We start from the raw sequence: 24,519 nt of genomic DNA on the forward strand, positions 1-24,519 counted from the left end.
CGCGGTGATCGGCGGGGGCGGAAAGGGTCACGGGATCAACTCCGAAAGATGTGGGCGACAACGTCATCGGACCGGTGGGAGCGCAGCCTGTCACGAACCGCCCGACCCGTTGCGCGCACGCGCCACGGCGAGGGGACTGTGGCCGGACCGACATCGGCGGGCGGCGAGCGCCAATTCCTGTGCGGCGGGCGCGGATCGGGCGTGCTGTGCGGCGAGTTCGAGCAGGTCTACCGCGACGCGGCGCACCTGCGGATCGAGCAGGCCGGTGCGGGCCGCCCCCAGCCACTCCCCCGCGATCGGCGCGGCCAGGGCGGTCGCCTCGGCGACGACCGCGGGCGTGGACAACAGCGCGTCGAACAGGTGGATCGGGGTGGTCCAGGTGTCGCCGGGCTGGGTGTCGAGGTAGCGCACCTCGAGGTGGCCCGCCGCCCGGACCGGCGGGAACAGGGTGGTCAGGTGGTAGTCCAGGTCGGCGGTGCCGGGACGGCGGCCGACCTCGTCGTCGAGCGCGCCCGCCAGCCAGTCGGCGAAGGTGGCACCGGGCGGCGGTGACCAGTCGGCGTCGTGCTCGGTGCAGCGCACGCACAGCAGCGGCACGTCCAGCGCCCAGTGCGCGTAGGCGGTGATCGGGTCGGACCAGTCCGCCACCGGCGGGCGGGTGCGCGAGGGGTCGAGCCGCAGCCAGGTGCGCATCCGCTGGGAGGCCCATGCGCCCTGCGGAGCGCCGTAGAGCCGGGGCGAGCAGGCGAAGGCGGCGATCAGCGCCGGTCCCAGGACGTAGAGCGCCGTCCAGCGGGCCCTGACCTCGTCGGGATCGGCGCCCGCGTCGACGCTGACCTGGGTGGCCGCGGTATTGCACATCATCAGGGCCCCGAACGGCCCGACGCCGTCGAACCGGCGTTCCATGGCCGCGTAGCGGGGTAGCCGGAGGAGTCGTTCGGCCGGACGACGAGCGTCGGCGGCGGCGGATTCGATGCCGATTCCGTGGGCGGCGAGCAGGTCCCGCAAACGGGCCGCATCAGCCGCGAGCTGCTGCGTCAGCACCGCCGGATCGGCGAACGGAGCGCTGGAGATTTCTATCTGACCACCGGGTTCGATGGTGACCCTGCTTCCGCCGGGCAGGGGTGCCGCGGCCGAGGCCGGGGCGATCGAGGTGGGTGCGTGGGGCCCGAGGGCCACCGCCATCAGCTCGAGCGAGGGGCGCGCACCGGTGGGCCCGGCGGTGAGCCACTCCAGTTCCGCGCCGATCAGCGCCGGTGGTCCGAGCTTGAAGCAGACCCCGCCGACATAGGCCTCCGCCGCCGCCCTGGACGACAGTTCGCCCTGGTCGGTGGCGGAATCAGGCCACGATGAACGTTCCAGAGTGACCGCCATGCCAACCTCCGCGTGCTGGGTACTGCGGTGGAAACCGCGTGCTGGTGCAACCGACTCATTCCAGAGTAGCGACGAGTACCGACAGAAAAAGTGTCCAAATGGGGAACAGCTCGGCGGCGGTAGGGTCGTCGCCATGATGGACCCCGCAGCGATCAGAGCCGACACTCCCGGACTCGCGTCCGGGCAGGTATTCCTCGACAGCGCCGGATCGTCGCTGCCGCCGCAGGTGGTCACCGACACCGTGATCGCCCATCTGCGGCGAGAAGCGGAGATCGGTGGCTACTGTGCAGCTAACGAACGCCTGGACGACTTGGCCGCGGTGAAGACCTCGATCGCCGCCCTGATCGGCGCCACCGCCGACACCATCGCGCTCAGCGACAGCGCGAGCCGGTCATGGGCCGATTTCGCGTATTCCGTCGCCCTGCGTCCCGGTGACCGCATCCTGATCTCCGGCGCCGATTACGCCAGCAACGCCATCGCCGCGCTCCAGCGCGCCGGGCAGACCGGCGCGGTGGTCGAGCACATTCCCAGCGACGACACCGGTCGCCTCGACACCGACGCCCTCGCGGCCATGCTGGACGAGCGGGTGAAGCTGGTCTCGCTGCAGCACGCGCCGACCAATGGCGGCCTGGTGAACCCGGTCGGCGAGGCGACCCGGATCGCCCACGAGGCGGGCGCGCTGGTACTGCTCGATGCCTGCCAGTCGATCGGCCAGCTGCCCATCGATGTCGGCGCACTCGGCGTCGACGCGCTCTCGGCCACCGGACGCAAGTGGCTGCGCGGCCCGCGCGGTACCGGATTCCTTTACGTCCGCGACGAACTGGCGCGCACGATGGAGCCGGGTCGCCTGGACCTGCACAGCGCGCAGTGGGTGCGCCCGGACGAGTACCGCCTCGCCCCCGACGCGTCCCGCTTCGAGTTCTGGGAGTACAACGTCGCCGCCCGGCTCGGGCTCGGCGCCGCCGTGGACTACCTACTCGCCCTCGGCCCCGACGAGGTCTACGCCGCCGTGGCCGACCGGGCCGGCTACCTGCGCAAAGCCCTGCCCGGCGTGCCCGGGGTGGCCGTCCGCGACCTGGGCACCGAGCACAGCGGGATCGTCTCGTTCACCGTCGACGGTCACGATCCGGTCGAGCTGCGCGACCGGCTCGCCGAGCACGCCGTCACCGTGACCGTCAGCCACGCGGGCTCCGCCCTGCTGGACATGACCGCCCGCGGCCTGCCCGCGATCGTGCGGGCCTCCCCGCACTACTTCGTCGACACCGACGATCTCGACCGCTTCGTCGCCGCGCTGGCCGAGATCACCCGCTAACCCGCGAGATGCTCGCCGACGATGCGGTCGGCGAGCGCCCGCGGATCCGCGCCGGGGGCAACGACTTCGAGGGTCCGGTTGGCGGCGACGGTGGCCATGCCGTGCACATTGGTCCACAGCAGCAGGGCCGTGCTGGTGGCATCGGTGCCCGGCCGGGCGGCGGCGACGAGGGCGACGATCTGCGCGTACAGCGGTTTCGTCGTCGCGCGCAGGTCCTCGCCCGAGCCGGCCAGCAGATCGTGGCGGAACATCAGCGTGAACATCTCGGGCCGGGTGAGCGCGAAGTCGACGTAGTCGATCGCCATCCGGCGCAGCCGTTCACGCGGGTCGTCGATCGTGGCGAGCGCGGCGATGCGGTCGATCAGGTCGGCGAAGCCGCGCGCGGCGATCGCGGCCAGCAGGGCACCGTGAGTGGGGAACCAGCGGCGCGGCGCACCGTGCGAGACGCCGGCGGCCCTGGCGATGGCCCGGAGCCCGAGCTCGCCGCTGCCGTCACGTTCGAGCAGGTCGACACCGGTGTCGATCAGGCGCTCGCGCAACGATTCGGGCATACGGGCAATTCTGCACACCCGGTTGGTGATCCCGCGCCCGCTCACCTTCCTCGCCAAACAGGAGTACTTCGCTGGCACGGGGCTGCGCGGACGCGCCAAGCGCTGGTTCTTCACCGCCGCCGGGCAGGTGCCGGTGGACCGGACCGGTGGTGACGCGGCCGCCGACGCCCTCGCGGCGGCCACCCGGATCCTCGACAGGGGCGGCGCCTGGGCAATTCACCCGGAGGGCACCCGATCGGTGGACGGCAGGGTCTATCGTGGTCGCACCGGGGCGCTACGCGTTGCCATGGCTACAGGGGCGCCGGTGGTGCCCGTGGTGCTGGAGGGAACCGACCGCATGAACCCCCGCGGTCGGAAACTGTTGCGTTTCACCAAGGTGCGCATCAGCATCCAGCCGGCGCGGAGGTACCCGGCAGCGGTGCACCGGGCCCAGGTCAGAGTGGCAACTGACCAGCTGATGCGGGAAATTGCGATGCAATCGGGTAGACCATATGTGGACCGCTACGCTGCCTCCTTTGCCGCCGAACGCTGATCGGCGAGGACGCTCGGTTGTCAGTCGGGGTTAACACCGGGTGGGCGGGGCGGGATTTTCTGTTGGGAGCACGGCCGTAACCGATCGTTGGCGTAAAGGGAGTCCGACGTTGAGCAGGTTCACCGACGAAATGTTTGCCACTGCGCTGACCAGCCACAGAGGGCTGGTCACCGGGGAGCCGGAGGCGCCGTTGCGGCAGACCTGGGGGGATATCCACCGCGTCGCGCGGCGGATGGCGGGTGGCCTCGCGGCCGCCGGGATCGAGCACGGTGACGCGGTGGGCGTCCTGGCCGGCCTGCCCGTCGACATCGCCCCTGTCTGCCAGGGCATCTGGATGCGTGGCGCCTCGATCACCATGCTGCACCAGCCGACTCCGCGGACCGACCTCGCGGTCTGGGTGCGCGACACCGAGACGGTGCTCGACATGATCGAGGCCAAGGCCGTCGTCCTCGGCGCGCCGTTCGCCGCTGCCGAGCCCGTGCTGCTGGAGCGCGGGATCGCCGTGGTCAAGATCGAGGACCTGCACGATGGTCCCGATACCGACCCGGTGCCGACCGGCGAATCCGATATCGCGCTGCAGCAGCTGACCTCTGGATCGACCGGATCACCCAAGGCCGTCCGGATCACCCACGGCAACTTCAACGTCAACGCGCACGCGATGTTCAATCGCGTCAAGTTCCAGCTCGACGACGACGTGATGATCAGCTGGCTGCCGCTGTTCCACGACATGGGCATGGTCGGATTCCTCAGCGTACCCATGCAATTCGGTGCCGAGGTGGTCTGCGTGACCCCGCTCGACTTCCTGGCCAGGCCGCTGCTGTGGGCCGAGCTGATCGACAAGTACCGCGGAACCGTCACCGCGGCACCGAACTTCGCCTACTCGCTGCTGGCCCGGCGGCTGCGCCAGGCCGAGCCGGGCTCGATGGACCTGTCCAGCGTGCGCTACATGTGGAACGGCGCCGAACCGGTCGACCCGGACACGATGATCGCGCTCGCGGAGGCGGGCAAGCACTTCGGGCTCAACCCGATGGCGCTGACCCCGGTCTACGGCATGGCCGAGACCACCCTGGCCGTCTCGATTCCCGACCCCGGCCACGGCATGGTGCTCGACGTCATCGACGCCGATCTGCTCGAAGCCGTCGGCAAGGCGGTGCCGGTCGCCGAGGACGGCCACCACGGCACCCCGCGCAGGCTGCCGACGCTGGGCCACCTCGTCGACGACCTGGAAGGCCGGGTCGTCGACGCCGAACGGCAGCCGCTGCCGGTCCGCACGGTCGGCGTCATCGAATTACGTGGGCCTGCGGTGACTTCGGGCTACGTGACCGTCGACGGGTTCCGGGCCGCGCAGGACGAGGAGGGCTGGCTCGACACCGGCGACATCGGCTACCTCACCGAGGCCGGGCTGGTCGTGGTGTGCGGGCGGATGAAGGACGTCATCATCATGGGCGGCCGCAACATCTACCCGACCGATATCGAGCGGGCCGCGATGCGGGTGTCCGGCGTGCGTCCCGGCAATGCGGTGGCGGTGCGCCTGGACGCCGGCGAGAAGCGCGAAAGCTTCGCCGTGGTGGTGGAATCCAACGACTACCAGGACCCCGACGAGGTGAAGAGGATGGAGCGCGAGATCGTGCACGAGGTGTTCGGCGAGGTCGGCGCCCGCCCCCGCACGGTCGCGGTACTCGGCCCCGGAGCACTGCCCAAAACGTCGTCGGGCAAGCTCCGCCGCGCGGCGACGGCGGTACACCTGCGATAGAACCGACCCGTCGCTGCCCGGCCCCAACGCCCCGCCCTCGAGGAGGGGCCGCCGCGCAGCGACGGCTCGCGAGAACCGACCCGCCGCCATCGGCCACGCACGCCCGACCCCAGAAGAGCCCGCCGCGCAGCAGCGGCTCGCGAGAACCGACCCGCCACTGCCCAGCCACGCACGCCCCGACCTCGAGGAGGGGCCGCCGCGCAGCGGCGGTTCGCGGCCGTCCCGCCGGTCAGGCGCCGTTGCGCAAGCGACGAAGGAGCAAGCAACGGCGCCTGACCGGCGGGACACAAGGGGCCGCGAACCCGAGCGCGCCAGCGCTCCAACAACACCGCTCAATGTAACGAGTTCTGGGCGGTTTCCAGCCCGACCTTCAGCAGCAGCTCCACCGCGTCGGCGGCCTGCTCGACGATCACCGGGACCTCTTTGCGCTCCGGGGCCGCGAACGGCTTGAGCACGTAGTCGGCCGGATCCTGGCGGCCGGGCGGACGGCCGATGCCGATCCTGGTACGCAGGTAGTCCTTGGTGGTCAGGGCCTGCGAGATCGAGCGCAGGCCGTTGTGGCCGCCCTCGCCGCCGCCCTGCTTGAGCCGGATCGTGCCGAACGGCAGATCGAGTTCGTCGTGGACGACGATGACCTGATCGACGGGCACCGAGAAGAACTTGGCCAGCGCGGCCACCGGCCGACCGGACAGGTTCATGAAGGTGCGCGGCTTGGCGATCAGGATCTGGCGCCCGTCCAGGCGGGCCTGCAGCAGATCCGCACCGGACTTCTTGTGCACGGCAAAACGGCCGCCGACGCGCTCAGCGAGCACGTCGGCGACCAGGAAGCCCACATTGTGGCGGGTGCGCTCGTATTCGGGGCCGGGGTTACCCAGCCCCACCACGAGCGCGGGCCCGGAAGATTCGGTCATGTGCCGAACCGTAGTGCAGGAGTCTTACTCGGACTCGGGAGCCGACTCGGCGGTCTCCTCGGCGGCGGCTTCGCCCTCTTCCTCGAGCTGGGAAGCCGACGGCGCGGCGATCACGTTGACGATCAGCGCCTCCGGGTCACCGGCCAGGGTGACGCCCGCGGGCAGCGCGATGGTGCCGGCCAGGATCTGGGTGCCCGCCTCGATGCCCTCGACCGAGACCTCGATGGACTCGGGCAGCTTCAGCGCGTCGGCCTCGATCGACAGGGTGTTGGCTTCCTGGGTGATCAGGGTGCCCGCGGCGGCATCGCCGGTGACCACGACGTTGACGTCGGTGGTGACGCGCTCGCCACGCTTGACGATCAGCAGGTCGGCGTGCTCGATGTAGCGGCGGATCGGGTGGACCACGACCGACTTGGTCATCGCGAGCTGCTGCTTGCCGTCGACGACGAGGTTCAGGATGGCGTTGGTGCCGTGCTCACGCAGGATGGCGGCGAAGGCCTTGGCGTTGAGGCTCAGGTGCTGCGGCTCGGCCTGGTGGCCGTACAGCACGGCGGGGACGTTGCCGTCGCGACGGGTACGGCGAGCGGCGCCCTTACCGAATTCGGTGCGGACGGCGGCTTCGATCTGGTTCACGTCGGACATGACTGAATGCGCTCCTACGGCTCTTCCGGGCTGGTCAGTGGGCGACCCATCTGCGGGGTCAACGTCTACTCGTCGGACGAAGAACGAACGAGGACGACCGGGAAGGCCGAGCCGCGTCGATCACGGTGAGTACAACCACTAGGGGCAACTCACCCTCGCCGAGACAACCCGACCACCATACCGCATCGGCATATCCACAGAAAAACGGCCCACCCGCCGCCGCGAAGCCGCACCACACCCCCCCACCGCAACCACGACGGGTTTGCGGCCGCCTCGCATCCGAGGCTCGAAGCGTAACGCCGAAGGCGTAGTCTCGAGCCTCGGATGCGAGGCGAGCAGGGCCGCAAACCCCCGCGGCGCCAGCCGCCGAAATTGAGGCCAGAAGGGCCGCAAACCCCCGCGGCGCCAGCCGCCGAAAATACAGGAGTTCCGCGTTGACCGAGTCCGGAGAAAGCGCCGTCCCTACCCCGCGCGGACTACCCGCCGAGGTCGCGCGCCGCCGCACCTTCGCCGTGATCTCGCACCCCGACGCGGGTAAGTCGACGCTGACCGAGGCGCTGGCGCTGCACGCCAAGATGATCTCCGAGGCCGGCGCGATCCACGGTAAGGCCGGTCGCAAGTCGACCGTGTCGGACTGGATGGAGATGGAGAAGGCCCGCGGCATCTCGGTGAGCTCGACCGCGCTGCAGTTCAACTACCGCGCCGCCGGGTCCGACGTCGACAATGTCATCAACCTGGTCGATACCCCCGGTCACTCCGACTTCTCCGAGGACACCTACCGCGTGCTCACCGCGGTCGACGCCGCGGTCATGTTGATCGACGCGGCCAAGGGCCTCGAGCCGCAGACACTGAAGCTGTTCCAGGTCTGCCGTCACCGTGGCATCCCGGTCATCACCGTCATCAACAAGTGGGACCGCCCGGGTCAGGCGCCGCTGGAACTGCTCGACGAGATCAGCGAGCGGATCGGCCTCACCCCCACCCCGCTGTTCCTGCCGGTCGGCATCGCGGGCGACTTCCGCGGCCTGCTGCGCCGCGGCCCCGAGGGCGAGGCGAGCGAGTACATCCACTTCACCCGCACCGCCGGTGGCGCGACCATCGCGCCGGAGGAATCGCTGTCCCCGGCCGAGGCCGAGGCGCGCGAGGGCGAGGCGTGGACGACCGCCGCCGAGGAGAGTGAACTGCTCTCGGCCACCGGTCAGGACCACGACCAGGAACTGTTCCTGGCCGGGCAGACCTCGCCGGTCATCTACGCCTCGGCGATGCTGAACTTCGGTGTGCGTCAGCTGCTGGAGACCCTGGTCGCGCTGGCGCCCGCGCCGGGCGCGCGCGCCGATGTGGCGGGCAAGGATCGCGAGACCGGCGACCCGTTCAGCGCGGTGGTCTTCAAGGTGCAGGCGGGCATGGACACCGCGCACCGGGACCGGCTGGCGTTCATGCGGATCGTCTCCGGCGAGTTCGAGCGCGGCATGGTCGTCACGCACGCGCAGACCGGTCGCCCGTTCGCCACCAAGTACGCGCTGACCGTGTTCGGCCGCGAGCGCACCACCGTCGACACCGCGTACCCGGGCGATGTGGTCGGCCTGGTGAACGCGACCGCGCTGGCGCCGGGCCACACCCTGTTCGTGGACAAGAAGGTGGAGTTCCCACCGATCCCGAGCTTCGCCCCCGAGCATTTCGCGACGCTGCGCGCGCAGAGCGCGGGCAAGTACAAGCAGTTCCGCAAGGCCATCGACCAGCTCGACTCCGAGGGCGTGGTGCAGGTGCTGCGCAACGACGCCCGCGGCGACGCCTCACCCGTGCTGGCGGCCGTCGGCCCGATGCAGTTCGAAGTGGTCACCGCCCGCATGCAGGCGGAGTTCAATGTGGAAACCCAGCTGGATTTCCTGCCCTTCACGCTGGCCCGGCGCACCGACGCCGAATCGGCGCCGGAATTGGACCGCCAGCGCGGCGTCGAGGTGTTCACCCGCACCGACGGCGCCATTCTGGCCCTGTTCAGTGACAAATGGCGGCTGCAGTACATCGAGAAGGAACACCCGAAGCTCACGCTGGAACCGCTCGTCGCGACCGCCGACTAACTGGTCAACTGTCTGAGTCGGCGCTACGCGGCCGGTCCGGGGTTGCGTTCCACCGAGGAGATGTGATTCTCCTGGGCGATCATGCCCCAGCGGCTCGCGGTCACGCGCAGGCTGGGCAGATCACTGAGCGAGAATACGACCTCATAGGTGCGCTCGTAGCCGGTGTGCGAAATGCGCCAGTGCCCGTCCTCGCAGCGGACGTAGCGATCGGTGTAGAAGGCCGCGCCGCGCAGGCACATGTTGTGCTCGGGAATGATCACCGTGTCGGCCAGGTACCAGGTGCCGGTGGCGGTGTCGCCGTCGACATCGACCTCCGGGTGGTCGCAGCGATGCTCGGTGATGACGTGCGGTCCGAGGGTGTTGCGCAGGAAGGCCAGGAAGGCCTCGCGCGACTCGAACTGCAGGTATTCGCTGTAGGTGGCGGTCGCCTCGGGGATCAGGGTGTCGGCGAACTCGTCCCAGGACTTGGTGTCGAGCGCCCGCAGATAGCGGAACTTGAGCCTGCTGATCGCGATGAGGTCGTCGGGATGGTCGGGCGGGCGCTCGACCGGCTCGGGCCGGTCGTCGTCCATCGCGTCCATGGGCGGCATCTCGGCCATCCGGTCCTCCCCCGTCGCCGTCCCGGGGACCAGCGGTTCGTGGTCACCGGGCAGCAGCGGACCATGCCGCGCCGACGCGGGCGCGACAGGTTCGTCGACGCGCACGTTCGGAGATCCGGGCCCCTGCTCCATCACTCCACGATCCCACTGAAACGAGCGCAGTGCCGGATCTGTATCTGATCGCTATCACTGCCGACACCGGAGCGTGACCTCCGGCGCCCGCAGCCCGCGCTGTCTCAGCTACCCGATGGTGAAGCAGGTGCGGCAGAAGTCCTCGCCGAATTCCGACAGCCGCAGGCTCTTGCGGACGATCTTCGGCGCGCGGCCCGCCTTCTTGAGCGCTTCCTCGACCACGGGCTGCACTTCGAGCACCATGTAGCGGCTCAGCACCACCGGGTCCTCGGAGGTGAACGTCAGGCCGAGGCGGTTGAGATTGATCAGATATGACCTGGCCCGGTCGGGGTAGCGCACGCCCGCTTGTTCCGGAACCGAGGTCAGATCGCCCTGCACCAGCTCCGAGCCGATGCCGAGCGGCCGGTTGGTGCGCACGTCGACCGAGGGCTGCGGACCGTTGAGGGCCATGAACCGCAGGATGCGGGCCTCGTCGGGCGCGATCTCGTCGAGGATGCGGTCGTAGGCCGGGTGCACGTCCTCGGTGAAGTAGACGTCGGCCGAGCGGGCCAGCAGGGCGTCGCCGCGGCGGCGCAGGTCCTCGGTGCTGGCCGAGCGCAGGTAGGGGCCGACGGTGACGGCCTGCTGGGTCGACCCGTTGGGCGTCGGCACGTAGCTGACGATCTCGCGCACCGACCCCTCGGTGACGCCGAGCGCGCTGCGCGCGATCGAGCGCAGGGCATTGCCGGTGCGCTCGGCGATATCGGCCGAGGACTCGCCGTCCAGGGCCGCCTGGGCCAGTTCCTTGGTCACCTCGTAGGTGGTGCCGACGGCCCACTGGCTGCCGCGCACCGCGGTGCCCGCCGCCAATCCGGCGGCGCGGAACACCCCGCGGATCAACCGGGCTTCGTTACTGATCTGTCGCTGCTCGACATCCGAGCTGCGCTCGACGGCGCGGGTACCGGCACGGGCCAGGTCCTGTCCGGTCCTGTCGTCTGTCACGTCCTACTCCGAAGTCTCACATGGGAACGATCGCCCACAGATTATTGCCCGACCACGCTCCAAGCACAGTGCGTACGCAGCACGCCCCCTGAACGCGCTGGTTGTGGCCTGTCACCCAATGTGGTGGTGCTCATTGTTCCGACTCGCCAGGGCGAATACGGCATTCGGGACAGGTTCTGTGACTGATGTCTCAGACACTACCCTGTGGCCTGGCACACGACGAATGGACCCAGTTCCGCACCTCACAGTAGGGTCACCGCGGCACGGGGGTGCTAATTTTGGGAGCCGGTGAGGCGGTGATCACCGGATTACGGCAGGAGGGTGTCGTGTTGGAGAGTGTGTTCGGGTTACATCCGACACTCCTGCTAGAAATTCTGACCATTCCTCTTTTCACAGGAATAATCGGCTACATCACGAACTGGACCGGCATTTTGATGCTGTTCCAGCCGATCAAGTTCCACGGCGTGAAGCTGCCCGGCTTGCGCGCGATCTTCCCGTACCTGCCCAAGCGGATCCAGATATTGCCGCTGCTCAGTTATGACGGGCGGATCGGCTGGCAGGGCATCGTGCCCTCGCGCGCCGACAAGATGGCCAGCATCGCCGTCGACAAGGGGCTGTCCAAGCTCGGCAGCGTGTCCGACTTCTACCGCGAGCTCGATCCGGAGAAGCTGGCCGAACATCTGGCCGAAGTCGCCGACGCCCAGATCAGCGATATCGTCGAAGTGATCCTGCGCCGCGAGCACCCGCAGCTCTGGTACAACCTGCCCACCCAGGTGCGCGAGATGGTGCATCAGCGGGTGCGCTCGCAGCTGCCGGAGATCCTGCGCGAACTCACCACCGAACTCGGCACCAATATCGATCAACTGCTCGATGTGAAGCAGATGGTCATCCGCTATTTCCAGGCGCGGCCGCAATTGCTGAACCAGTTGTTCCAGGTGCTCGGCGCCAAGGAACTGCGGTTCATGCAGAACTTCGGCTTCTATTTCGGCGCGCCCTGCGGCCTGCTGCTCGTGCTCGCGCTGCACACCACCGGACTCTCGCCGCTGATCGTGCTGCCCATCGGCGGCATCATCATCGGCTGGGTGGTCAACTGGGTCGGCATCAACATGATCTTCGCGCCGGCGACGCCCAAGTGGTGGTGCCCGTGGCGGCAGGGTCTGCTGATCAAGCGCCAGCCCGAGATCACCGCCGGCTACGCCGAACTCGTCTCCACCGAGGTCGTCACCGTCGCCAATATCGGCGACGAACTGCTCAACGGCCCGCGCTCGGACCGCACCCTGCAGATGCTCGAGGACACCCTGCGCCCGGCCGCCGATCGCGCGCTCGGCCCGGCCCGGCCCGCGGTGAAGTTCATGCTGGGCCGCCGCGAGTACGACTCACTGCAGTCCACGCTCACCGCCGAGGCGATGACGATCGCCCCGATGGCCTTCGCCGACCCCGCGTTCAACGTCCAACAGGGCAGGCAGGTCAACGAATACATCGCCCGGCAAATGTCCGCGCTGTCCCCGCACGACTTCGTGGACATGCTGCGTTCGGCCATCAAACAGGACGAATGGTTGCTTTTCGTCCATGGCGGCGCGCTGGGGCTGCTCGCCGGATACGCTCATATCCTGGTCTTCGGAACAGGAGTAGCGACGACATGGATATAGACGACGGGACCCCGTCCACCGAACTGGTGCGACGGACGGTACCGCCGATCGAAGCCACCGGTGACCGACGTGGCGTGCTGCCCGTCTCGCCGGTGCGCACGGTGCGGGCGGCGACCGGTGTCGCGCGGGTCGCGCTCACCGCCGCCTCGGGGATGACGCTGTGGACCCTCGACACCGCCCTCGGTGTCACGGTCACCGTGCTGCGCGGCAGCATGGCGGGCACCCCGCCCAAGGAAGTCCTCGCCGAAGCCGAAGGCGAAGTGCGCGACCGGCTCCGGCACGCGCTCGGCCTGCCCGCCGGCACCGAGCACCCCGGCGACGGCGGCATGCCGACGCTGCGCGAACAGGGCGCCGAACTGCTGCGGCTGTCGGCCAGTACGCATGCGGCCCAGCCCGATACGCACCCCGCCTACCCCGGCATCCTGACCGAGATCACCCCCGACGAAGCGCGGATCCTGCGGTTCATGCACGTCGACGGACCGCAACCCGCGCTCGATGTGCGCACCGGACGGCAGCGCGCGTTCGGTGGCGAGCGCCTGATCAGCGGGCTGACCCTGATCGGCGAGCACGCCGGTCTGCGCTTCCCGAACCGCGTGCCGCAATACCTGCCCAACCTGCGCAGGCTCGGGCTCATCGAGTCCACCCGCGAACCGGTCGGCAACCCGAGCCGCTACCAGCTGATCGAAGCGCAGGAGCAGGTGCGTGACGCGTTGAAGCGCGGCTTCGGCACCAAGGTGAGCTACCGCAGCATCATCCTCACCGAATTCGGCGCCGACTTCGTGCAGACCTGCCTACCCGTCGTGATCGGCGACGGGCGCGAAACCGCGACCTAGGTCTCGGCCAGCTCGGCGAGTTCCATCCAGCGTTCTTCAGCGGCTTCCTTTTCCGCGACAACCTCTTTCAATTCGGCACCGAGCTTTACCAGTTTGTCCGGATCGGTGGCGGCGTCGGCCAGGGCGACGTGCAGTTTCTGTTCGCGTTCGTCGAGTTTGGCGATGCCGCGCTCGAGCCGGGACAGTTCCTTGCGGGCGGCGCGGCGGTCGGCCGAGTCCGTGGTCGCGGCAGCCGGTTTCGCGGCAGCGGGCTTGGCCGAGGTCGCTAAGGTGGCGCGCTTGGTGAGGTACTGGTCGATGCCGCCGGGCAGGTTGGTGAGCTTGCCGTCGCCGAACAGAGCCCAGGTGGTGTCGCAGATGCGCTCGACCAGGTAGCGGTCGTGGCTGATGACGACCAGCGTGCCGGCCCAGTTGTCGAGCAGGTCCTCCAGCTGCTGCAGGGTGTCGATGTCGAGGTCGTTGGTCGGCTCGTCGAGGAGCAGGACGTTCGGCTCCGCCATCAGGATGCGGGTCAGCTGCAGGCGGCGGCGCTCGCCACCGGAAAGATCGCCGACCGGCGTGCGCTGCCGGGCCGGGGTGAAGCCGAGCCGTTCGGCCAGCTGACCGGCCGAGATCTCCTTGTCGCCGAGCATGATTCGCTGGGCGATCTGCTGCACGGCCTCGAGTACCCGCATATCGGTGGGCAGGTCGTCGAGTTCCTGCCGCAGCCAGCCGATCTGCACGGTCTGGCCCTGGATGCGCTTGCCCGTACTGGGTTCGGCGTCACCGGCCAGGGCGCGCAGCAGCGTGGTCTTGCCCGAGCCGTTGACCCCGACCAGACCGACCCGCTCGCCCGGCGCGAGCCGCCAGGTCAGATCGTCGACCAGCACGCGGCCGTCGGGCGTGGTGAGGGTGGCGTCCTCGAGTTCGATCACCACGCGGCCCAGGCGCTTGCGCGCGAACGCGGCCAGCGACACCGAGTCGCGCGGCGGCGGCACGTCGGCGATCAGCGCCTCGGCGGCCTCCACCCGGTAGCGCGGCTTGGAGGTGCGGGCCTTGGCGCCGCGGCGCAGCCAGGCGAGTTCCTTGCGGGCCAGGTTCTGGCGCCGGGCCTCGCTGGCGTCGGCCTGACGGGCACGTTCGGCGCGGGCGAAGATCCAGTCGCCGTAGCCGCCCTCGTAGGTCTCCACCTTGCCGCCGACGACCTCCCAGGTGCGGGTGGCGACGGTGTCGAGGAACCAGCGATCGTGGGTGACGACGACGAGCGCGGTGCGCCGGGCGACCAGGTGCTCGGCCAGCCACTGCACGCCCTCGATGTCGAGGTGGTTGGTCGGCTCGTCGAGGACGAGCAGGTCCAGGTCGCGCACCAGCGCGGCGGCCAGCGCGACGCGGCGGCGCTCGCCACCGGAGAGATTGGTGACCGGGGTGTCCAGGCCGAGGTCGGCGATGCCGATGCCGTCGAGCACCGAGCGGATGCGCGCGTCGGCGGCCCATTCGTGTTCGGCGATGTCGACGGTGGACAGGTCGTCGGAGAGTCCGGCGAGCACGATCGAGCCGATGGTGGCGCCCTCGGGCAGCACGCCGCGCTGGGTGACCACAGCCATCCGCAGCCCGCCGACCCGACTCACCCGGCCGCTGTCGGGCTGCTCCAGACCGGTCAGCACCTCGAGCAGCGTCGTCTTGCCGCCGCCGTTGAGACCGACCACCCCGATCCGCTCTCCCGCGTGCACACCGAGCGAGACGTCGTCCAGCAGCGGCTTGATGCCGAAGCTCTTGGAGACCTGTTCGAGGTTGATCAGGTTGGACATAGGTGTTGCTCGCCCGCCTTCCGCGCGACTGTGGGGCCGTGACGAGCCTACTTGCCCGGTCGGCGGCGGTCCGATCCGCTCCGCGCACACTGGCCTCGGCCTCCCCGTTTCCGGTCCGATCGCCCGGTTCGACTGGGCCCGTCGCGCCGACGACGGCCCCCTCCTCCCCCCTCGGCCTGCTGGTTTACGACGACCCCGAACCGCTGGTCACCCAGGCCACCCTCGCCGACATCATCGGCTGACGCTCAGTGCTTGCCGTGCGCCTCGGTGTCGAGCACCCGCGCCCCCGGCACCGGACCGCTGGCCGTGCGCACACTGCGGCACACGCCCGCACCGGCCAGTTCGGCCGCCACCGCGATCGCCGCCTCCTCGGTCTCGCACAGGAACGCGCAGGTGGGACCGGATCCCGAGACCAGGCCGGCGAGCGCGCCCGCCCCGACCCCGGCGCGCAGGGTGCGCCGCAGCTGCGGTTTCAGCGACAGCGCGGCGGCCTGGAGATCGTTGCCGAGCAGCGGCGCCAGGGTGCGCGCATCGCCCGCGGCCAGCGCCTGCATGAGCTTCTGCGGATCGCCCAGCCGCGGCGGATCGCCCTCGGCACGCAGTCGATCGAGTTCCCGGAACACCGACGGGGTGGACAGGCCGTCCTTGGCCAGCGCGAGCACCCAGTGAAAGGTGTTGCGCGACAGCACCGGAAGCAGCCGCTCGCCACGGCCGGTGCCGAGGGCGGTACCACCGTGCAGCGCGAACGGGACGTCGCTGCCGAGTTCGGCGGCCACCGCGGACAGCTCGTCCCGGCCCAGGCCCAGGTCCCACAGTTCGTTCAAACCGACCAGCGCGGCGGCCGCGTCGGCACTGCCGCCCGCCATGCCACCCGCGACCGGAATTCCCTTGGCGATGGCGATCTCCACCAGCGGTGCGCGCCCGGCCAGATGCGCCAAGCGCACCGCGGCCTTCCAGACCAGGTTCTCCCGATCGGTCGGCACCTCGGCCGCGCCCTCACCGGTGACCCGCACGGCCAGCGAGGCCGACGGGGCGAGTTCGAGCTCGTCGGCCAGCGACAATGCCTGGAAGACCGTGGTCAGGTCGTGATAGCCGTCCGGACGCAGATCACCGACTCCGAGATGCAGGTTCACCTTCGAAGGAGCGCGCACGACGACCGGGCTGGGCACAACTGACAGCACGATCACCAAGCGTAACGGGTTACACCGACGAGTACGCGCGCTGAATCCGCGCCCGCCCGGGTGGTGTGGGCTATCCCGCACACCCCGGGACCGGAAGGGCTTGCGCCAGGTACCCATGGGGGGTATGTTCAGTCGTGTCGGGGATATACCCCTGGACCGTATGATCGAAGAGCGAAGGAGTCGGCCATGGCCACCACCACCTACACCGTCACGGGGATGACCTGCGGACACTGCGTGAGCTCGGTCAAGCAGGAGATCGGCAAGATCGACGGCGTCACCAGCGTCGACGTCGACCTGGCCAGCGGTCTCGTCAAGGTCGACAGCGCGAACGAGCTGACCGAATCCGAGGTCGCCGCCGCGGTCGACGAGGCGGGATACGAACTGGCTGGATCATAGGCGGCTGGCGCCGCGGGTTTTCGGCCTCGTGACCTCGCGTCCGAGGGGCGATACTGCGCCTTCGGCGTTACGTCTCGCCCCTCGGACGCGAGGCGGCCGAAAACGTGGTGGGCGCTGTGGCGTTTACCGGCGGTTCATCCGGCGCCGGGGCGCCGGGAATCATCCACAGTGTCATCCACATCTGTGCTCGGCGGGGTGTCGGCCGGTGGTTTTCGTCCCGGACCGGTGATGTCGTCCGCGGATCATGATCATCTTCGTGGGCGGCGAAAACCGGTTGTCCACAATTGCTTTCACAGGGTGCGTGTGGGGGCCCCGATGAACGGCCGGTGTACTGCGGGTTCTCCTGCGGGGAGCCGCGATTCGCGGACTAGCCCTGGGCGGCCAGGCGGACGAACGCCGCGGTGTCGAGCGTCTCGCCGCGGGCGGTCGGATCGATGCCCGCGGCCACCAGCCTGCGCTCGGACTCCGCCGGCGAGCCTGCCCAGCCGGACAGGGCCGAGCGCAACGTCTTTCGGCGCTGCGCGAACGCGGCGTCGATCACCTCGAACACCCGCCTGCGATGCGCCTCGTCCATCGGCCACGGCGCCTCGGCGTAGCGATCGATGCGGACCAGGCCCGACTCCACGCGCGGCACCGGCCAGAAGACCTGCGTGCCGACCGCACCCGCCCGGCGCACCTTGCCGAAGAAACCGGCCTTGACGCTCGGCACCCCGTACACCCGGTTGCCCGGTTCGGCCGCCAGCCGGTCGGCCACCTCGGCCTGCACCATCACCAGCGACACCTGGATGCTCGGCAGCACCGCGAGCAGGTGCAACAGCACCGGGACCGCCACGTTGTAGGGCAGGTTCGCGACCAGCGCCGTCGGCTCGGCGGGCAGTTGGTCGGGGCGCACGCGCAGGGCGTCGGCCTCGACGACCTGCAGGCGATCGACCAGGCCGGGGGCGCGGTCGGCGACGGTCTCGGGCAGGTAGTTGGCCAGCACCGGGTCGATCTCGACGGCGACCACCCGGTCGACCACGTCGAGCAGCGCCAGGGTCAGCGAGCCGAGACCGGGACCGACCTCGAGCACGGTGTCCTTCGGACCGACGCCCGCGGCGGTGACGATGCGGCGCACGGTGTTCGCGTCGTGCACGAAGTTCTGCCCGAGCTGCTTGGTCGGCCGGACGCCGAAACGTTCGGCCAGCGTCCGCACCTCGGCGGGACCGAGCAGGGCGGCGCTACCGCGCGCGGGAATCTCTGGTTCGGGCACCGCTAGAACCTACCAACCCGGCCGATCGAGCAGCTCAGCGCTGTGGCGGGGCGGCGTGGATCCGCGCGAGGAAGGCGTCCATCGCCGCGCGCTGCTCCGCCGACACCGAGCCGTGCGTGCCGTTGCCGGGGATCACCTGCTGGTCGACGCCGTTGGCGGCGAACTGCGCGACCAGCGCCGCGTGCAGGGGGGACGGCACGATCGTGTCGGCGACGTTCATGGTCAGCAGGATCGGGGCGTCGTAGCCGCTGGTCGGCAGGGTCATGTACGCGGCGAGCACGTCGCGCAGGCCGGTCAGCGGGCGGGCGAGCAGGTCACGCGCGGACAAGCCCTTGGCCGTGGCGACGATCTCGTCCAGGCACCGCTCACCCGCGGCGTCGACGAGCGCCTTGCCCAACGGGGTCAGGTAGGAGTCGACGTCGGCCTCGGGGTGGGTGGCGCGCAGCCCGGCCAGGATGCTGACGACGAACGACGTGGCCGCGGACAGCACCGGGATCTCCGGTAGCTCGGGGCCGATGAACGGCAGCACCTTCTCCACGTCGGAGGCGGCGTCGACGGCGATGGTGCCGCGGAAGTCCAGCTCGGGGGCATAGCTCCGCTGCACGTGCGCGGTGCTCAGTGCGGCGTGCCCGCCCTGCGAGACCCCGAGCACGCTCCAGGTGCGCGACAGGTCGGGATCGGCGGCCCGGGCGGCCCGGACCAGGTCGATGGTGGCGGTGGCCTCGCTGCGCACCTCGAGGTACGGGTGCGGGCCGGTCTCGAAACGGCCGAGGCCGAGATAGTCCGGGGCGACCACGGCGTAGCCCTGGTCGACGAAGCGCTTGATGAGCGCGTCCTCGGCGGCGCGATGCAGCGGCAGCGCCGCCAGTTCGGGATCGGCCTGGCCGCCGCAGCCGGGGCCCGAGCCGGAGGTGCCGTGGTCGTAGGCCAGGATCGGCCAGCCGGTGGCCGGGGCGTCACCGTCCGGGAGATAGACCGCGCCGCTGGCCGGGCGCGCGACGCCCGCCGAGTCGGTCATCCAGTACTCGACGACCGACCCGTGCTCGAGTCCGTGCCAGCCCGCGGGCTTGCGCTCCACCGAGATGATCGTGCCGGGCGCTTCGGCGGCCGCGGGGGCGAACCCGGCGGCCAACAGCGCGCTCGCGGTGACGGCGGCGACGACCGTCGCGCGGATCGTGGTCTTCGGCAACGGATTCACTCTCCACCAGGCGACATTTCCTGGACGAGTGTACAGATCGGCCGTCGGTTCGCGCGGTCAGCGAACCGGCGGTGACGGCGGCTGCGATCGCAGCGCGGCTCATGGTCCTCGGCATCAAGGGGTGACCGGTCAGCGTGCCCGGGCCAGGAATTCGTCGATCGCGGCGATCATCGCCGGGTTCAGTTCGCAGTGTTTGCCGGTGCCGACGACCGATGTGTAGTTCACGCCGTTCGCGGTGAACTGGGCGGCCAGCGCGGCGTGCAGCGGCGCGGGCACCGTGCGGTCGGTGGCGTTGACGAGCAGCAGGATCGGCGCGTCGTAGCCGCTGGTCGGGACGGCCATGTAGTCGGCCATCACCGAGCGCAACGGCTCGTCGCCGAGCGGGCGGGTGAGCAGCTGGCCGAGGGTCAGATCGGCGACCCGGTCGTCGATGGCGTCCTGGCACAGCGTGCCGATCTCGTCGAGGACCTGGCGGCCCAGCGGGCTGAGGTAGCTGTCGACCTGCGCGTCCGGCCTGGCCGCGCGCAGACCGGCCAGAATGCTCACCGAGAAGCCGAGGATGCCGCCGCTGACCCGATCCGGATTGCCCGGCCCGAGCAAGGTGGCCACCTTCTCGACATCGGATTCCGGGTCGATGGCGATGGTGCCGCGGAAGTCCAGCTCCGGCGCGTAACTCGCCTGCCGGTGCCCGGTGCCGAGCGCGGCCTGCCCGCCCTGCGACATACCCGCCGCCACCCACACCGGCGACAGATCCGCGTGCACCGACCGCGCCGCCCGCAGCAGGTCCAGGGTGGCGGTGGCCTCGGTGTCGATGCCCAGATACGGGTGCGGACCCGTGTCGAAGCGCCCGAGCCCCAGGTAGTCCGGCGCGACGACGGCATACCCCTGTGCCACCAGGTGCCGCAGGAACTCGTCCTGCGACGCCTGCGACTCCGGCCAGGGCGCGCCCGCAGGATCGGACTGCCCACCGCAGCCGGCGCCGAGCCCGGTGGTCCCGTGATCGAAGGCGATCACCGGCCAGCCACCGGCGGGCGCGTCACCCTCGGGCAGATACAGCGCCCCGCTCGCCGGCTGCGTCACCCCGCCCACACCCCGGGTCCAGTAGTCGATGACCTGCGCGCCGACCATCCCGTGGAATCCGTCGGCCTGCGGAACCACCGCGATCACCGCCCCCGGCGTCTCGGCGTGCGCGGGCGTCACCGGCACGCACACCCCCGCACCAGCCGCCAGCACGATCACGACAGCCGCCCACCGCCAGGCCGAAACCCCACGCATCACAACCACCCTCGACTCGACAAGCCGGGACAACGCACGAGACAGAAGACCCGGCGAAACGAGTGCAACCTACCGTGCCAAACCCGCAGGCCAGTCCGACCCGCCGAAGCAACCCGAGATCGTCAGGCCCTACCGCACTCCCAGCCCCACACGCCCCGACCCCGAGGAGGGGCAGGCCGACGCAGTCGGCCGTCGCGGCCGTCCCGCCGATCGGGCGCCGTTGCGCAAGCGACGAAGGAGCAAGCAACGGCGCCCGATCGGCGGGACAGGAGGGGCCGCGACCTCGAGCGCGCCAGCGCTCCAACAACTCAGCGACTCGAGCGCGCCAGCGCTCCGAAACTCACAACCCGAGACGTCCGGTGCACGCGGGCCAGGCGCCCCAGCCCTGGCGGGCCCGGGTGACCTCGGCGATGGCGATCTGCTCTTCGCGGGTGGCCAGGTCGGCGCGGGGGGCGTACTTCAGCCCGCCCTGACGCTCCCAGGTGCTCTGGTCGAACTGGATGCCGCCGTAGTAGCCGTTGCCCGTATTGATGGCCCAGTTCCCGGTCGACTCACAGCGAGCCAGCGCGTCCCAGATCGCACCGTCGCGCACCGGTGGCACCTCGGTGCCCGGCTTGGCGCCCTTGCGGATGGTCTTGGGCTGAGCCGGCGTGATGACGTTGGAGTTGGTCTGCACCCGGCTGGACTCGACGCCGTTGGTCAGGGTGACGGCGAAGGTCGCCTCGTGCAGCCCGGCCATGCCCGGGTTCTCGACGACGGTGCGGCTCATGTTCATGGTCGGGTCCTCGATCACCAGTTCGGTGGGATCGAGCGGCAGGGTCTCGGTGCGCTGTTCGACCCGCTGCCGGGTGACGGTCACCGTCATGCCCTCGGTGAGCGGCGTGGTGGCGGCCGGTTCGGTGAAGTCCTGATCCGTGAGCGGAATGCCCGCGGCGGTCAGGAATTCGCCGATGGTGGCGGCGGCCAGGCGCACGTCGACCGGGGCCGCGCCACCGTCGACGAGCGAGACGGTGCGCGGGGAGTACACGCTGAGCGCGGCGCCTGCCAGCGGCAGCTTCTCGGAGCGGGTCGGCACGACGTGGGTGTCGGCCGGGATCTGCATCTGCGCGAGCGCGTCGCCCGCGGTGGTGCCGGTGGTCCACACCTTCCGCTCGGCGCCGTCGACGGTGATGGTGATCTCCCGGCCGCGGTTGAGCGTGATGGTCGCGCCGTCGGAGACCTTGGACCCGGCGGCGGGGGTGACGGCGTCGTGCTCGGAGAGCTCGTAGCCGGCGTCGGCCAGGATGGCGCGGACGTCGCGGGACATGGTGGTGAGCTCGGTGCGCTCACCGTCGACGACCAGGGCGACCGTCTTGTGGTTCACGATCGCCACCGAGGCACCGACCATGAGAATCAGCAGCATGGCCGCCACCGCCGCGTACAGCAGCGGCGAGCGAGACGAGTTGATCCGCGCAAAAGCCGACATGGTTACAGAACGATAACGACAAGGTTTGCCGCAGACAACACCGAGCGCCCCGATCAGCGGGATCGCAGGTCACGATTCGATATAGACGTCGCTGGTAGATAACGACTACGACCGGGAGATGTGAGCCGAAACACGTTTATCGTCCAGCCCCCTACCGACCAGACGAAACGGACTAGCGAATGCGATACAACCTGCGCGCGTTGGCGGTGGTGATCTCGGCCAGCTCCGCCGGGTCCTGCTCGCGCACCTCGGCCAGCGCCCGCACCGTGTACGGCAGGCAGTACGACTCGTTCGGCGCACCGCGATACGGGTGCGGGGTCAGGTACGGCGCGTCGGTCTCGACCAGGACCTGGTCGTCGGGCACCAGCTGGGCCGCCTCGCGCAGCTCGTGCGCGTTCTTGAAGCTCACCGTGCCGGAGAAGCTGAGCACGTAGCCCTCGGCGACGCAGGCTTGCGCCATGGTGGCGTCGGAGGAGAAGCAGTGGAAGATCACGGTGTCCGGGGCGCCCTCGTCGAGCAGCACCGTGAGCAGGTCGTGGTCGGCCTCGCGGTTGTGGATCATCAGCGGTTTGCGAACCCGCTTGGCCAGGTCGATGTGCCAGCGGAAACCCTCGATCTGGGTCTCGATATCGGCGCACCCGTCGAGCTTGCCCGGCCAGTAGTAGTCCAGGCCGGTCTCGCCGATCGCGACCACCCGCGGGTCGGTGGCCAGGTGCTCGAGCTCGGCCTTGGCCTTGTCGTCGAGGGCGTTGGCCCTGGTCGGATGCAGCGCGACGGCGGCGTAGACGCGCGGGTCCCAGTGCGCGGCCCGCACGGCCCACTGCGCGGCGGCGAGATCGTCGGCGACCGTGACCACGTGCCCCACGCCGACCGAGGCGGCGCGATCCACGATCGCCGTGGTCGACGCGGCATCGGTTGCGCCGCAGGCGTCGAGGTGGGTGTGCGCGTCGATCAGGGGCGCGAGCGGCGGCGGAAGGGGCGGAGCCGGACGATTCTGGTTTGCCACGCGGATTACAGTAGTGGCCATCATGAGCGCACCTGAAGGCGCCGAGGCGCCCGCCTTCTACATCACGACGGCCATCGCGTACCCGAACGGTGCGCCGCATATCGGGCACGCGTACGAGTACATCTCGACCGACGCGCTGGCCCGGTTCAAGCGACTCGACGGCTTCGACGTGTTCTTCATGACCGGCACCGACGAGCACGGTCAGAAGATGCAGCAGACCGCGGCCACCGAGGGCATCCCGGTGCAGGAGCTCGCGGCCCGCAACTCCGACGTCTTCGAGGCGATGGACAAGGCGCTCGACATCTCCTTCGACCGCTTCATCCGCACCACCGACGAGGACCACAAGGCCGCCAGCGTCGCCATCTGGGAGAAGATGCTCGCCAACGGCGACATCTACCTGGGCAACTACTCCGGCTGGTACTCGGTGCGCGACGAGGCGTTCTACACCGAGGAGGAGACCACCCTCCTCGACGACGGCACCCGCGTCTCGACCGAGACCCAGACCCCGGTCACCTGGACCGAGGAGTCGAACTACTTCTTCAAGCTCTCCGAGTACCAGGACAAGCTGCTGGCGCTCTACGAGGAGCGGCCCGGGTTCATCGCGCCCTCGACCCGGCGCAACGAGATCGTGAGCTACGTCAAGGCCGGCCTGAAGGATCTGTCGATCTCGCGGACCACCTTCGACTGGGGCGTCCCGGTGCCCGGCCACCCCGATCACGTCATGTACGTGTGGGTCGACGCGCTCACCAACTACCTGACCGGCGTCGGCTTCCCGCACACCGATTCGGCGGCCTTCCAGAAGTTCTGGCCCGCCAGCGTGCACATCATCGGCAAGGACATCACCCGGTTCCACACGGTGTACTGGCCCGCGTTCCTGATGTCGGCCGGGATCGAGCTGCCGGACCGCGTCTTCGTGCACGGGTTCCTGTACAACAAGGGCGAGAAGATGTCGAAGTCGACGGGCAATGTCGTCGACCCGCTCGCCCTGGTGTCGACCTACGGCCTGGACCAGGTGCGCTTCTTCCTGCTGCGCGAGATCTCCTACGGCCAGGACGGCAGCTACAGCAACGACGCCATCGCGGGCCGGATCAACGCCGACCTGGCCAACGAGTTCGGCAACCTGGTCCAGCGCAGCCTGACCATGGTCAACAAGAACTGCGAGGCCAAGGCGCCCGCGCCGGGCGCGTTCACCGAGGACGACCAGGCGCTGCTCGACCGCGCCAACGCCCTGCTGGAGCGCTGCCGCGCCGATTTCGACGCCCAGCAGATGCACCTCGCGCTGGAGGCCATCTGGCTGACCCTCGGCGAGACCAACCGGTACTTCTCCGCCAATGCCCCGTGGGCGCTGCGCAAGTCGGGCACCGAGGAAGACCTGGCCAGGATGGCCACGGTCCTCTACGTCACCCTCGAGGTGGTCCGGATCGTGGCGATCCTGGTGCAGCCGGTGATGCCGGGTTCGGCGGCCAAGATCCTGGACCTGCTGGCCCAGGACGGCCGGACCTTCGCCGATATCGCCACTCCCCTGGTCCCCGGGATCGACCTGCCCGCGCCGGAGCCGGTGTTCCCGCGCTACGTCGAGCCCAAGGAGTAGGACGCGGTGGCGCACGGCGGCTCGCCG

The 24,519-nt window shown here is 69.8% G+C and carries 22 protein-coding genes; 9 read left to right on the forward strand and 13 right to left on the reverse strand.

Going from position 1 to position 24,519, the window contains the following annotated elements; all coding sequences use genetic code 11:
- Positions 1 to 90: 90 nt before the first annotated feature.
- Positions 91 to 1,374, reverse strand: a complete 1,284-nt coding sequence (gene egtA, locus NV348_RS09820) for an ergothioneine biosynthesis glutamate--cysteine ligase EgtA (RefSeq protein WP_447146768.1) — start codon at positions 1,372 to 1,374, stop codon at positions 91 to 93.
- A gap of 133 nt (positions 1,375 to 1,507) precedes the next feature.
- Here egtA and NV348_RS09825 point away from each other — a divergent pair, with 133 nt between their 5' ends.
- Positions 1,508 to 2,686: an aminotransferase class V-fold PLP-dependent enzyme gene (locus NV348_RS09825; RefSeq protein ID WP_447146769.1), complete on the forward strand. Its 1,179-nt coding sequence runs from the start codon at positions 1,508 to 1,510 to the stop codon at positions 2,684 to 2,686.
- Here NV348_RS09825 and NV348_RS09830 read toward each other — a convergent pair.
- Positions 2,683 to 3,237 (reverse strand): TetR/AcrR family transcriptional regulator, encoded by a 555-nt coding sequence (locus NV348_RS09830; RefSeq protein ID WP_447146770.1) that lies wholly within the window; start codon positions 3,235 to 3,237, stop codon positions 2,683 to 2,685. The genes NV348_RS09825 and NV348_RS09830 overlap by 4 nt on opposite strands.
- A 25-nt stretch (positions 3,238 to 3,262) precedes the next feature.
- On the opposite strand from NV348_RS09830, the gene NV348_RS09835 reads away from it, so the two are divergent.
- Together NV348_RS09835 and NV348_RS09840 are read left to right on the forward strand one after the other, a co-directional pair.
- Positions 3,263 to 3,769, forward strand: coding sequence for a lysophospholipid acyltransferase family protein (locus NV348_RS09835; protein WP_447146771.1), 507 nt, complete (start codon positions 3,263 to 3,265; stop codon positions 3,767 to 3,769).
- 109 nt (positions 3,770 to 3,878) lie between these two features.
- Entirely contained in the window at positions 3,879 to 5,522 is a 1,644-nt protein-coding gene (locus NV348_RS09840) for a fatty acyl-AMP ligase (RefSeq protein WP_447146772.1), read from the forward strand.
- 332 nt (positions 5,523 to 5,854) lie between these two features.
- On the opposite strand, the gene pth is transcribed toward NV348_RS09840, so the two are convergent.
- Both pth and NV348_RS09850 read right to left on the reverse strand, forming a co-directional pair.
- Positions 5,855 to 6,433, reverse strand: a complete 579-nt coding sequence (pth, locus tag NV348_RS09845) for an aminoacyl-tRNA hydrolase (RefSeq protein ID WP_447146773.1) — start codon at positions 6,431 to 6,433, stop codon at positions 5,855 to 5,857.
- A gap of 24 nt (positions 6,434 to 6,457) precedes the next feature.
- Complete coding sequence (locus NV348_RS09850) at positions 6,458 to 7,075, reverse strand: 50S ribosomal protein L25/general stress protein Ctc (RefSeq protein ID WP_447146774.1); 618 nt, start codon at positions 7,073 to 7,075, stop codon at positions 6,458 to 6,460.
- 434 nt (positions 7,076 to 7,509) lie between these two features.
- Here NV348_RS09850 and NV348_RS09855 point away from each other — a divergent pair, with 434 nt between their 5' ends.
- Positions 7,510 to 9,150, forward strand: coding sequence for a peptide chain release factor 3 (locus tag NV348_RS09855; RefSeq protein WP_447146775.1), 1,641 nt, complete (start codon positions 7,510 to 7,512; stop codon positions 9,148 to 9,150).
- 23 nt (positions 9,151 to 9,173) lie between these two features.
- Here the strand turns inward: NV348_RS09855 and NV348_RS09860 are convergent, their stop codons facing one another.
- Positions 9,174 to 9,722, reverse strand: a complete 549-nt coding sequence (locus NV348_RS09860) for a nuclear transport factor 2 family protein (RefSeq protein WP_447150991.1) — start codon at positions 9,720 to 9,722, stop codon at positions 9,174 to 9,176.
- A gap of 267 nt (positions 9,723 to 9,989) precedes the next feature.
- Positions 9,990 to 10,862 (reverse strand): Abi-alpha family protein, encoded by an 873-nt coding sequence (locus NV348_RS09865; protein WP_447146776.1) that lies wholly within the window; start codon positions 10,860 to 10,862, stop codon positions 9,990 to 9,992.
- Between the two features lie 326 nt (positions 10,863 to 11,188).
- Between NV348_RS09865 and NV348_RS09870 the strand changes: the two genes are divergently transcribed.
- Together NV348_RS09870 and NV348_RS09875 are read left to right on the forward strand one after the other, a co-directional pair.
- Positions 11,189 to 12,511 carry a hypothetical protein gene (locus NV348_RS09870; protein WP_447146777.1) on the forward strand — a complete coding sequence of 441 codons (1,323 nt, stop codon included), beginning with the start codon at positions 11,189 to 11,191 and terminating at the stop codon, positions 12,509 to 12,511.
- A complete protein-coding gene (locus NV348_RS09875; protein WP_447146778.1) occupies positions 12,502 to 13,344 on the forward strand; it encodes an Abi-alpha family protein in 843 nt (280 codons plus the stop codon). Before NV348_RS09870 ends, NV348_RS09875 begins: the two co-directional genes overlap by 10 nt.
- On the opposite strand, the gene NV348_RS09880 is transcribed toward NV348_RS09875, so the two are convergent.
- Positions 13,341 to 15,131, reverse strand: a complete 1,791-nt coding sequence (locus tag NV348_RS09880; protein ID WP_447146779.1) for an ABC-F family ATP-binding cassette domain-containing protein — start codon at positions 15,129 to 15,131, stop codon at positions 13,341 to 13,343. The two genes, NV348_RS09875 and NV348_RS09880, sit on opposite strands and share 4 nt — an antisense overlap.
- Before the next feature lie 38 nt (positions 15,132 to 15,169).
- Between NV348_RS09880 and NV348_RS09885 the strand changes: the two genes are divergently transcribed.
- Complete coding sequence (locus NV348_RS09885; RefSeq protein ID WP_447146780.1) at positions 15,170 to 15,373, forward strand: hypothetical protein; 204 nt, start codon at positions 15,170 to 15,172, stop codon at positions 15,371 to 15,373.
- 3 nt (positions 15,374 to 15,376) lie between these two features.
- On the opposite strand, the gene NV348_RS09890 is transcribed toward NV348_RS09885, so the two are convergent.
- A complete protein-coding gene (locus tag NV348_RS09890) occupies positions 15,377 to 16,312 on the reverse strand; it encodes a 4-(cytidine 5'-diphospho)-2-C-methyl-D-erythritol kinase (RefSeq protein WP_447146781.1) in 936 nt (311 codons plus the stop codon).
- Between the two features lie 186 nt (positions 16,313 to 16,498).
- Here NV348_RS09890 and NV348_RS09895 point away from each other — a divergent pair, with 186 nt between their 5' ends.
- A complete protein-coding gene (locus NV348_RS09895) occupies positions 16,499 to 16,708 on the forward strand; it encodes a heavy-metal-associated domain-containing protein (protein WP_447146782.1) in 210 nt (69 codons plus the stop codon).
- 367 nt (positions 16,709 to 17,075) lie between these two features.
- Here NV348_RS09895 and rsmA read toward each other — a convergent pair whose 3' ends face one another.
- The 5 genes from rsmA to NV348_RS09920 all read right to left on the reverse strand — a co-directional run bounded on the left by rsmA (position 17,076) and on the right by NV348_RS09920 (position 22,922).
- Positions 17,076 to 17,957 carry a 16S rRNA (adenine(1518)-N(6)/adenine(1519)-N(6))-dimethyltransferase RsmA gene (gene rsmA / locus NV348_RS09900; protein ID WP_447146783.1) on the reverse strand — a complete coding sequence of 294 codons (882 nt, stop codon included), beginning with the start codon at positions 17,955 to 17,957 and terminating at the stop codon, positions 17,076 to 17,078.
- A gap of 34 nt (positions 17,958 to 17,991) precedes the next feature.
- Positions 17,992 to 19,146: a lipase family protein gene (locus NV348_RS09905; protein ID WP_447146784.1), complete on the reverse strand. Its 1,155-nt coding sequence runs from the start codon at positions 19,144 to 19,146 to the stop codon at positions 17,992 to 17,994.
- A 138-nt stretch (positions 19,147 to 19,284) separates the two neighbouring features.
- The gene (locus NV348_RS09910; RefSeq protein ID WP_447146785.1) at positions 19,285 to 20,430 is read right to left on the reverse strand and encodes an alpha/beta fold hydrolase; all 1,146 of its coding nucleotides are present in this window, start codon (positions 20,428 to 20,430) and stop codon (positions 19,285 to 19,287) included.
- Positions 20,431 to 20,770: 340 nt separating this feature from the next.
- Complete coding sequence (locus tag NV348_RS09915; protein WP_447146786.1) at positions 20,771 to 21,895, reverse strand: resuscitation-promoting factor; 1,125 nt, start codon at positions 21,893 to 21,895, stop codon at positions 20,771 to 20,773.
- A gap of 172 nt (positions 21,896 to 22,067) precedes the next feature.
- Positions 22,068 to 22,922, reverse strand: coding sequence for a TatD family hydrolase (locus NV348_RS09920; protein WP_447146787.1), 855 nt, complete (start codon positions 22,920 to 22,922; stop codon positions 22,068 to 22,070).
- Between the two features lies 1 nt (position 22,923).
- Here NV348_RS09920 and metG point away from each other — a divergent pair, with 1 nt between their 5' ends.
- On the forward strand, positions 22,924 to 24,492 hold the full coding sequence (metG, locus tag NV348_RS09925; protein WP_447146788.1) for a methionine--tRNA ligase: 1,569 nt from the start codon (positions 22,924 to 22,926) through the stop codon (positions 24,490 to 24,492).
- The last annotated feature ends 27 nt before the right edge of the window (positions 24,493 to 24,519 follow it).

The sequence above is a fragment of the Nocardia fodinahabitans genome, assembly GCF_052983615.1.

Excerpts from the sequence above, each read along its gene's own strand:
- NV348_RS09825 (WP_447146769.1), top strand. The coding sequence starts at position 1,508 with ATGATGGACCCCGCAGCGATCAGAGCCGACACTCCCGGACTCGCGTCC.
- metG (WP_447146788.1), top strand. The coding sequence starts at position 22,924 with ATGAGCGCACCTGAAGGCGCCGAGGCGCCCGCCTTCTACATCACGACG.
- NV348_RS09910 (WP_447146785.1), bottom strand. The coding sequence starts at position 20,430 with ATGCGTGGGGTTTCGGCCTGGCGGTGGGCGGCTGTCGTGATCGTGCTG.
- egtA (WP_447146768.1), bottom strand. The coding sequence starts at position 1,374 with ATGGCGGTCACTCTGGAACGTTCATCGTGGCCTGATTCCGCCACCGAC.
- NV348_RS09875 (WP_447146778.1), top strand. The coding sequence starts at position 12,502 with ATGGATATAGACGACGGGACCCCGTCCACCGAACTGGTGCGACGGACG.
- NV348_RS09860 (WP_447150991.1), bottom strand. The coding sequence starts at position 9,722 with ATGGACGACGACCGGCCCGAGCCGGTCGAGCGCCCGCCCGACCATCCC.
- pth (WP_447146773.1), bottom strand. The coding sequence starts at position 6,433 with ATGACCGAATCTTCCGGGCCCGCGCTCGTGGTGGGGCTGGGTAACCCC.
- NV348_RS09915 (WP_447146786.1), bottom strand. The coding sequence starts at position 21,895 with ATGTCGGCTTTTGCGCGGATCAACTCGTCTCGCTCGCCGCTGCTGTAC.
- NV348_RS09920 (WP_447146787.1), bottom strand. The coding sequence starts at position 22,922 with ATGGCCACTACTGTAATCCGCGTGGCAAACCAGAATCGTCCGGCTCCG.
- NV348_RS09895 (WP_447146782.1), top strand. The coding sequence starts at position 16,499 with ATGGCCACCACCACCTACACCGTCACGGGGATGACCTGCGGACACTGC.
- NV348_RS09830 (WP_447146770.1), bottom strand. The coding sequence starts at position 3,237 with ATGCCCGAATCGTTGCGCGAGCGCCTGATCGACACCGGTGTCGACCTG.
- NV348_RS09850 (WP_447146774.1), bottom strand. The coding sequence starts at position 7,075 with ATGTCCGACGTGAACCAGATCGAAGCCGCCGTCCGCACCGAATTCGGT.
- NV348_RS09880 (WP_447146779.1), bottom strand. The coding sequence starts at position 15,131 with ATGTCCAACCTGATCAACCTCGAACAGGTCTCCAAGAGCTTCGGCATC.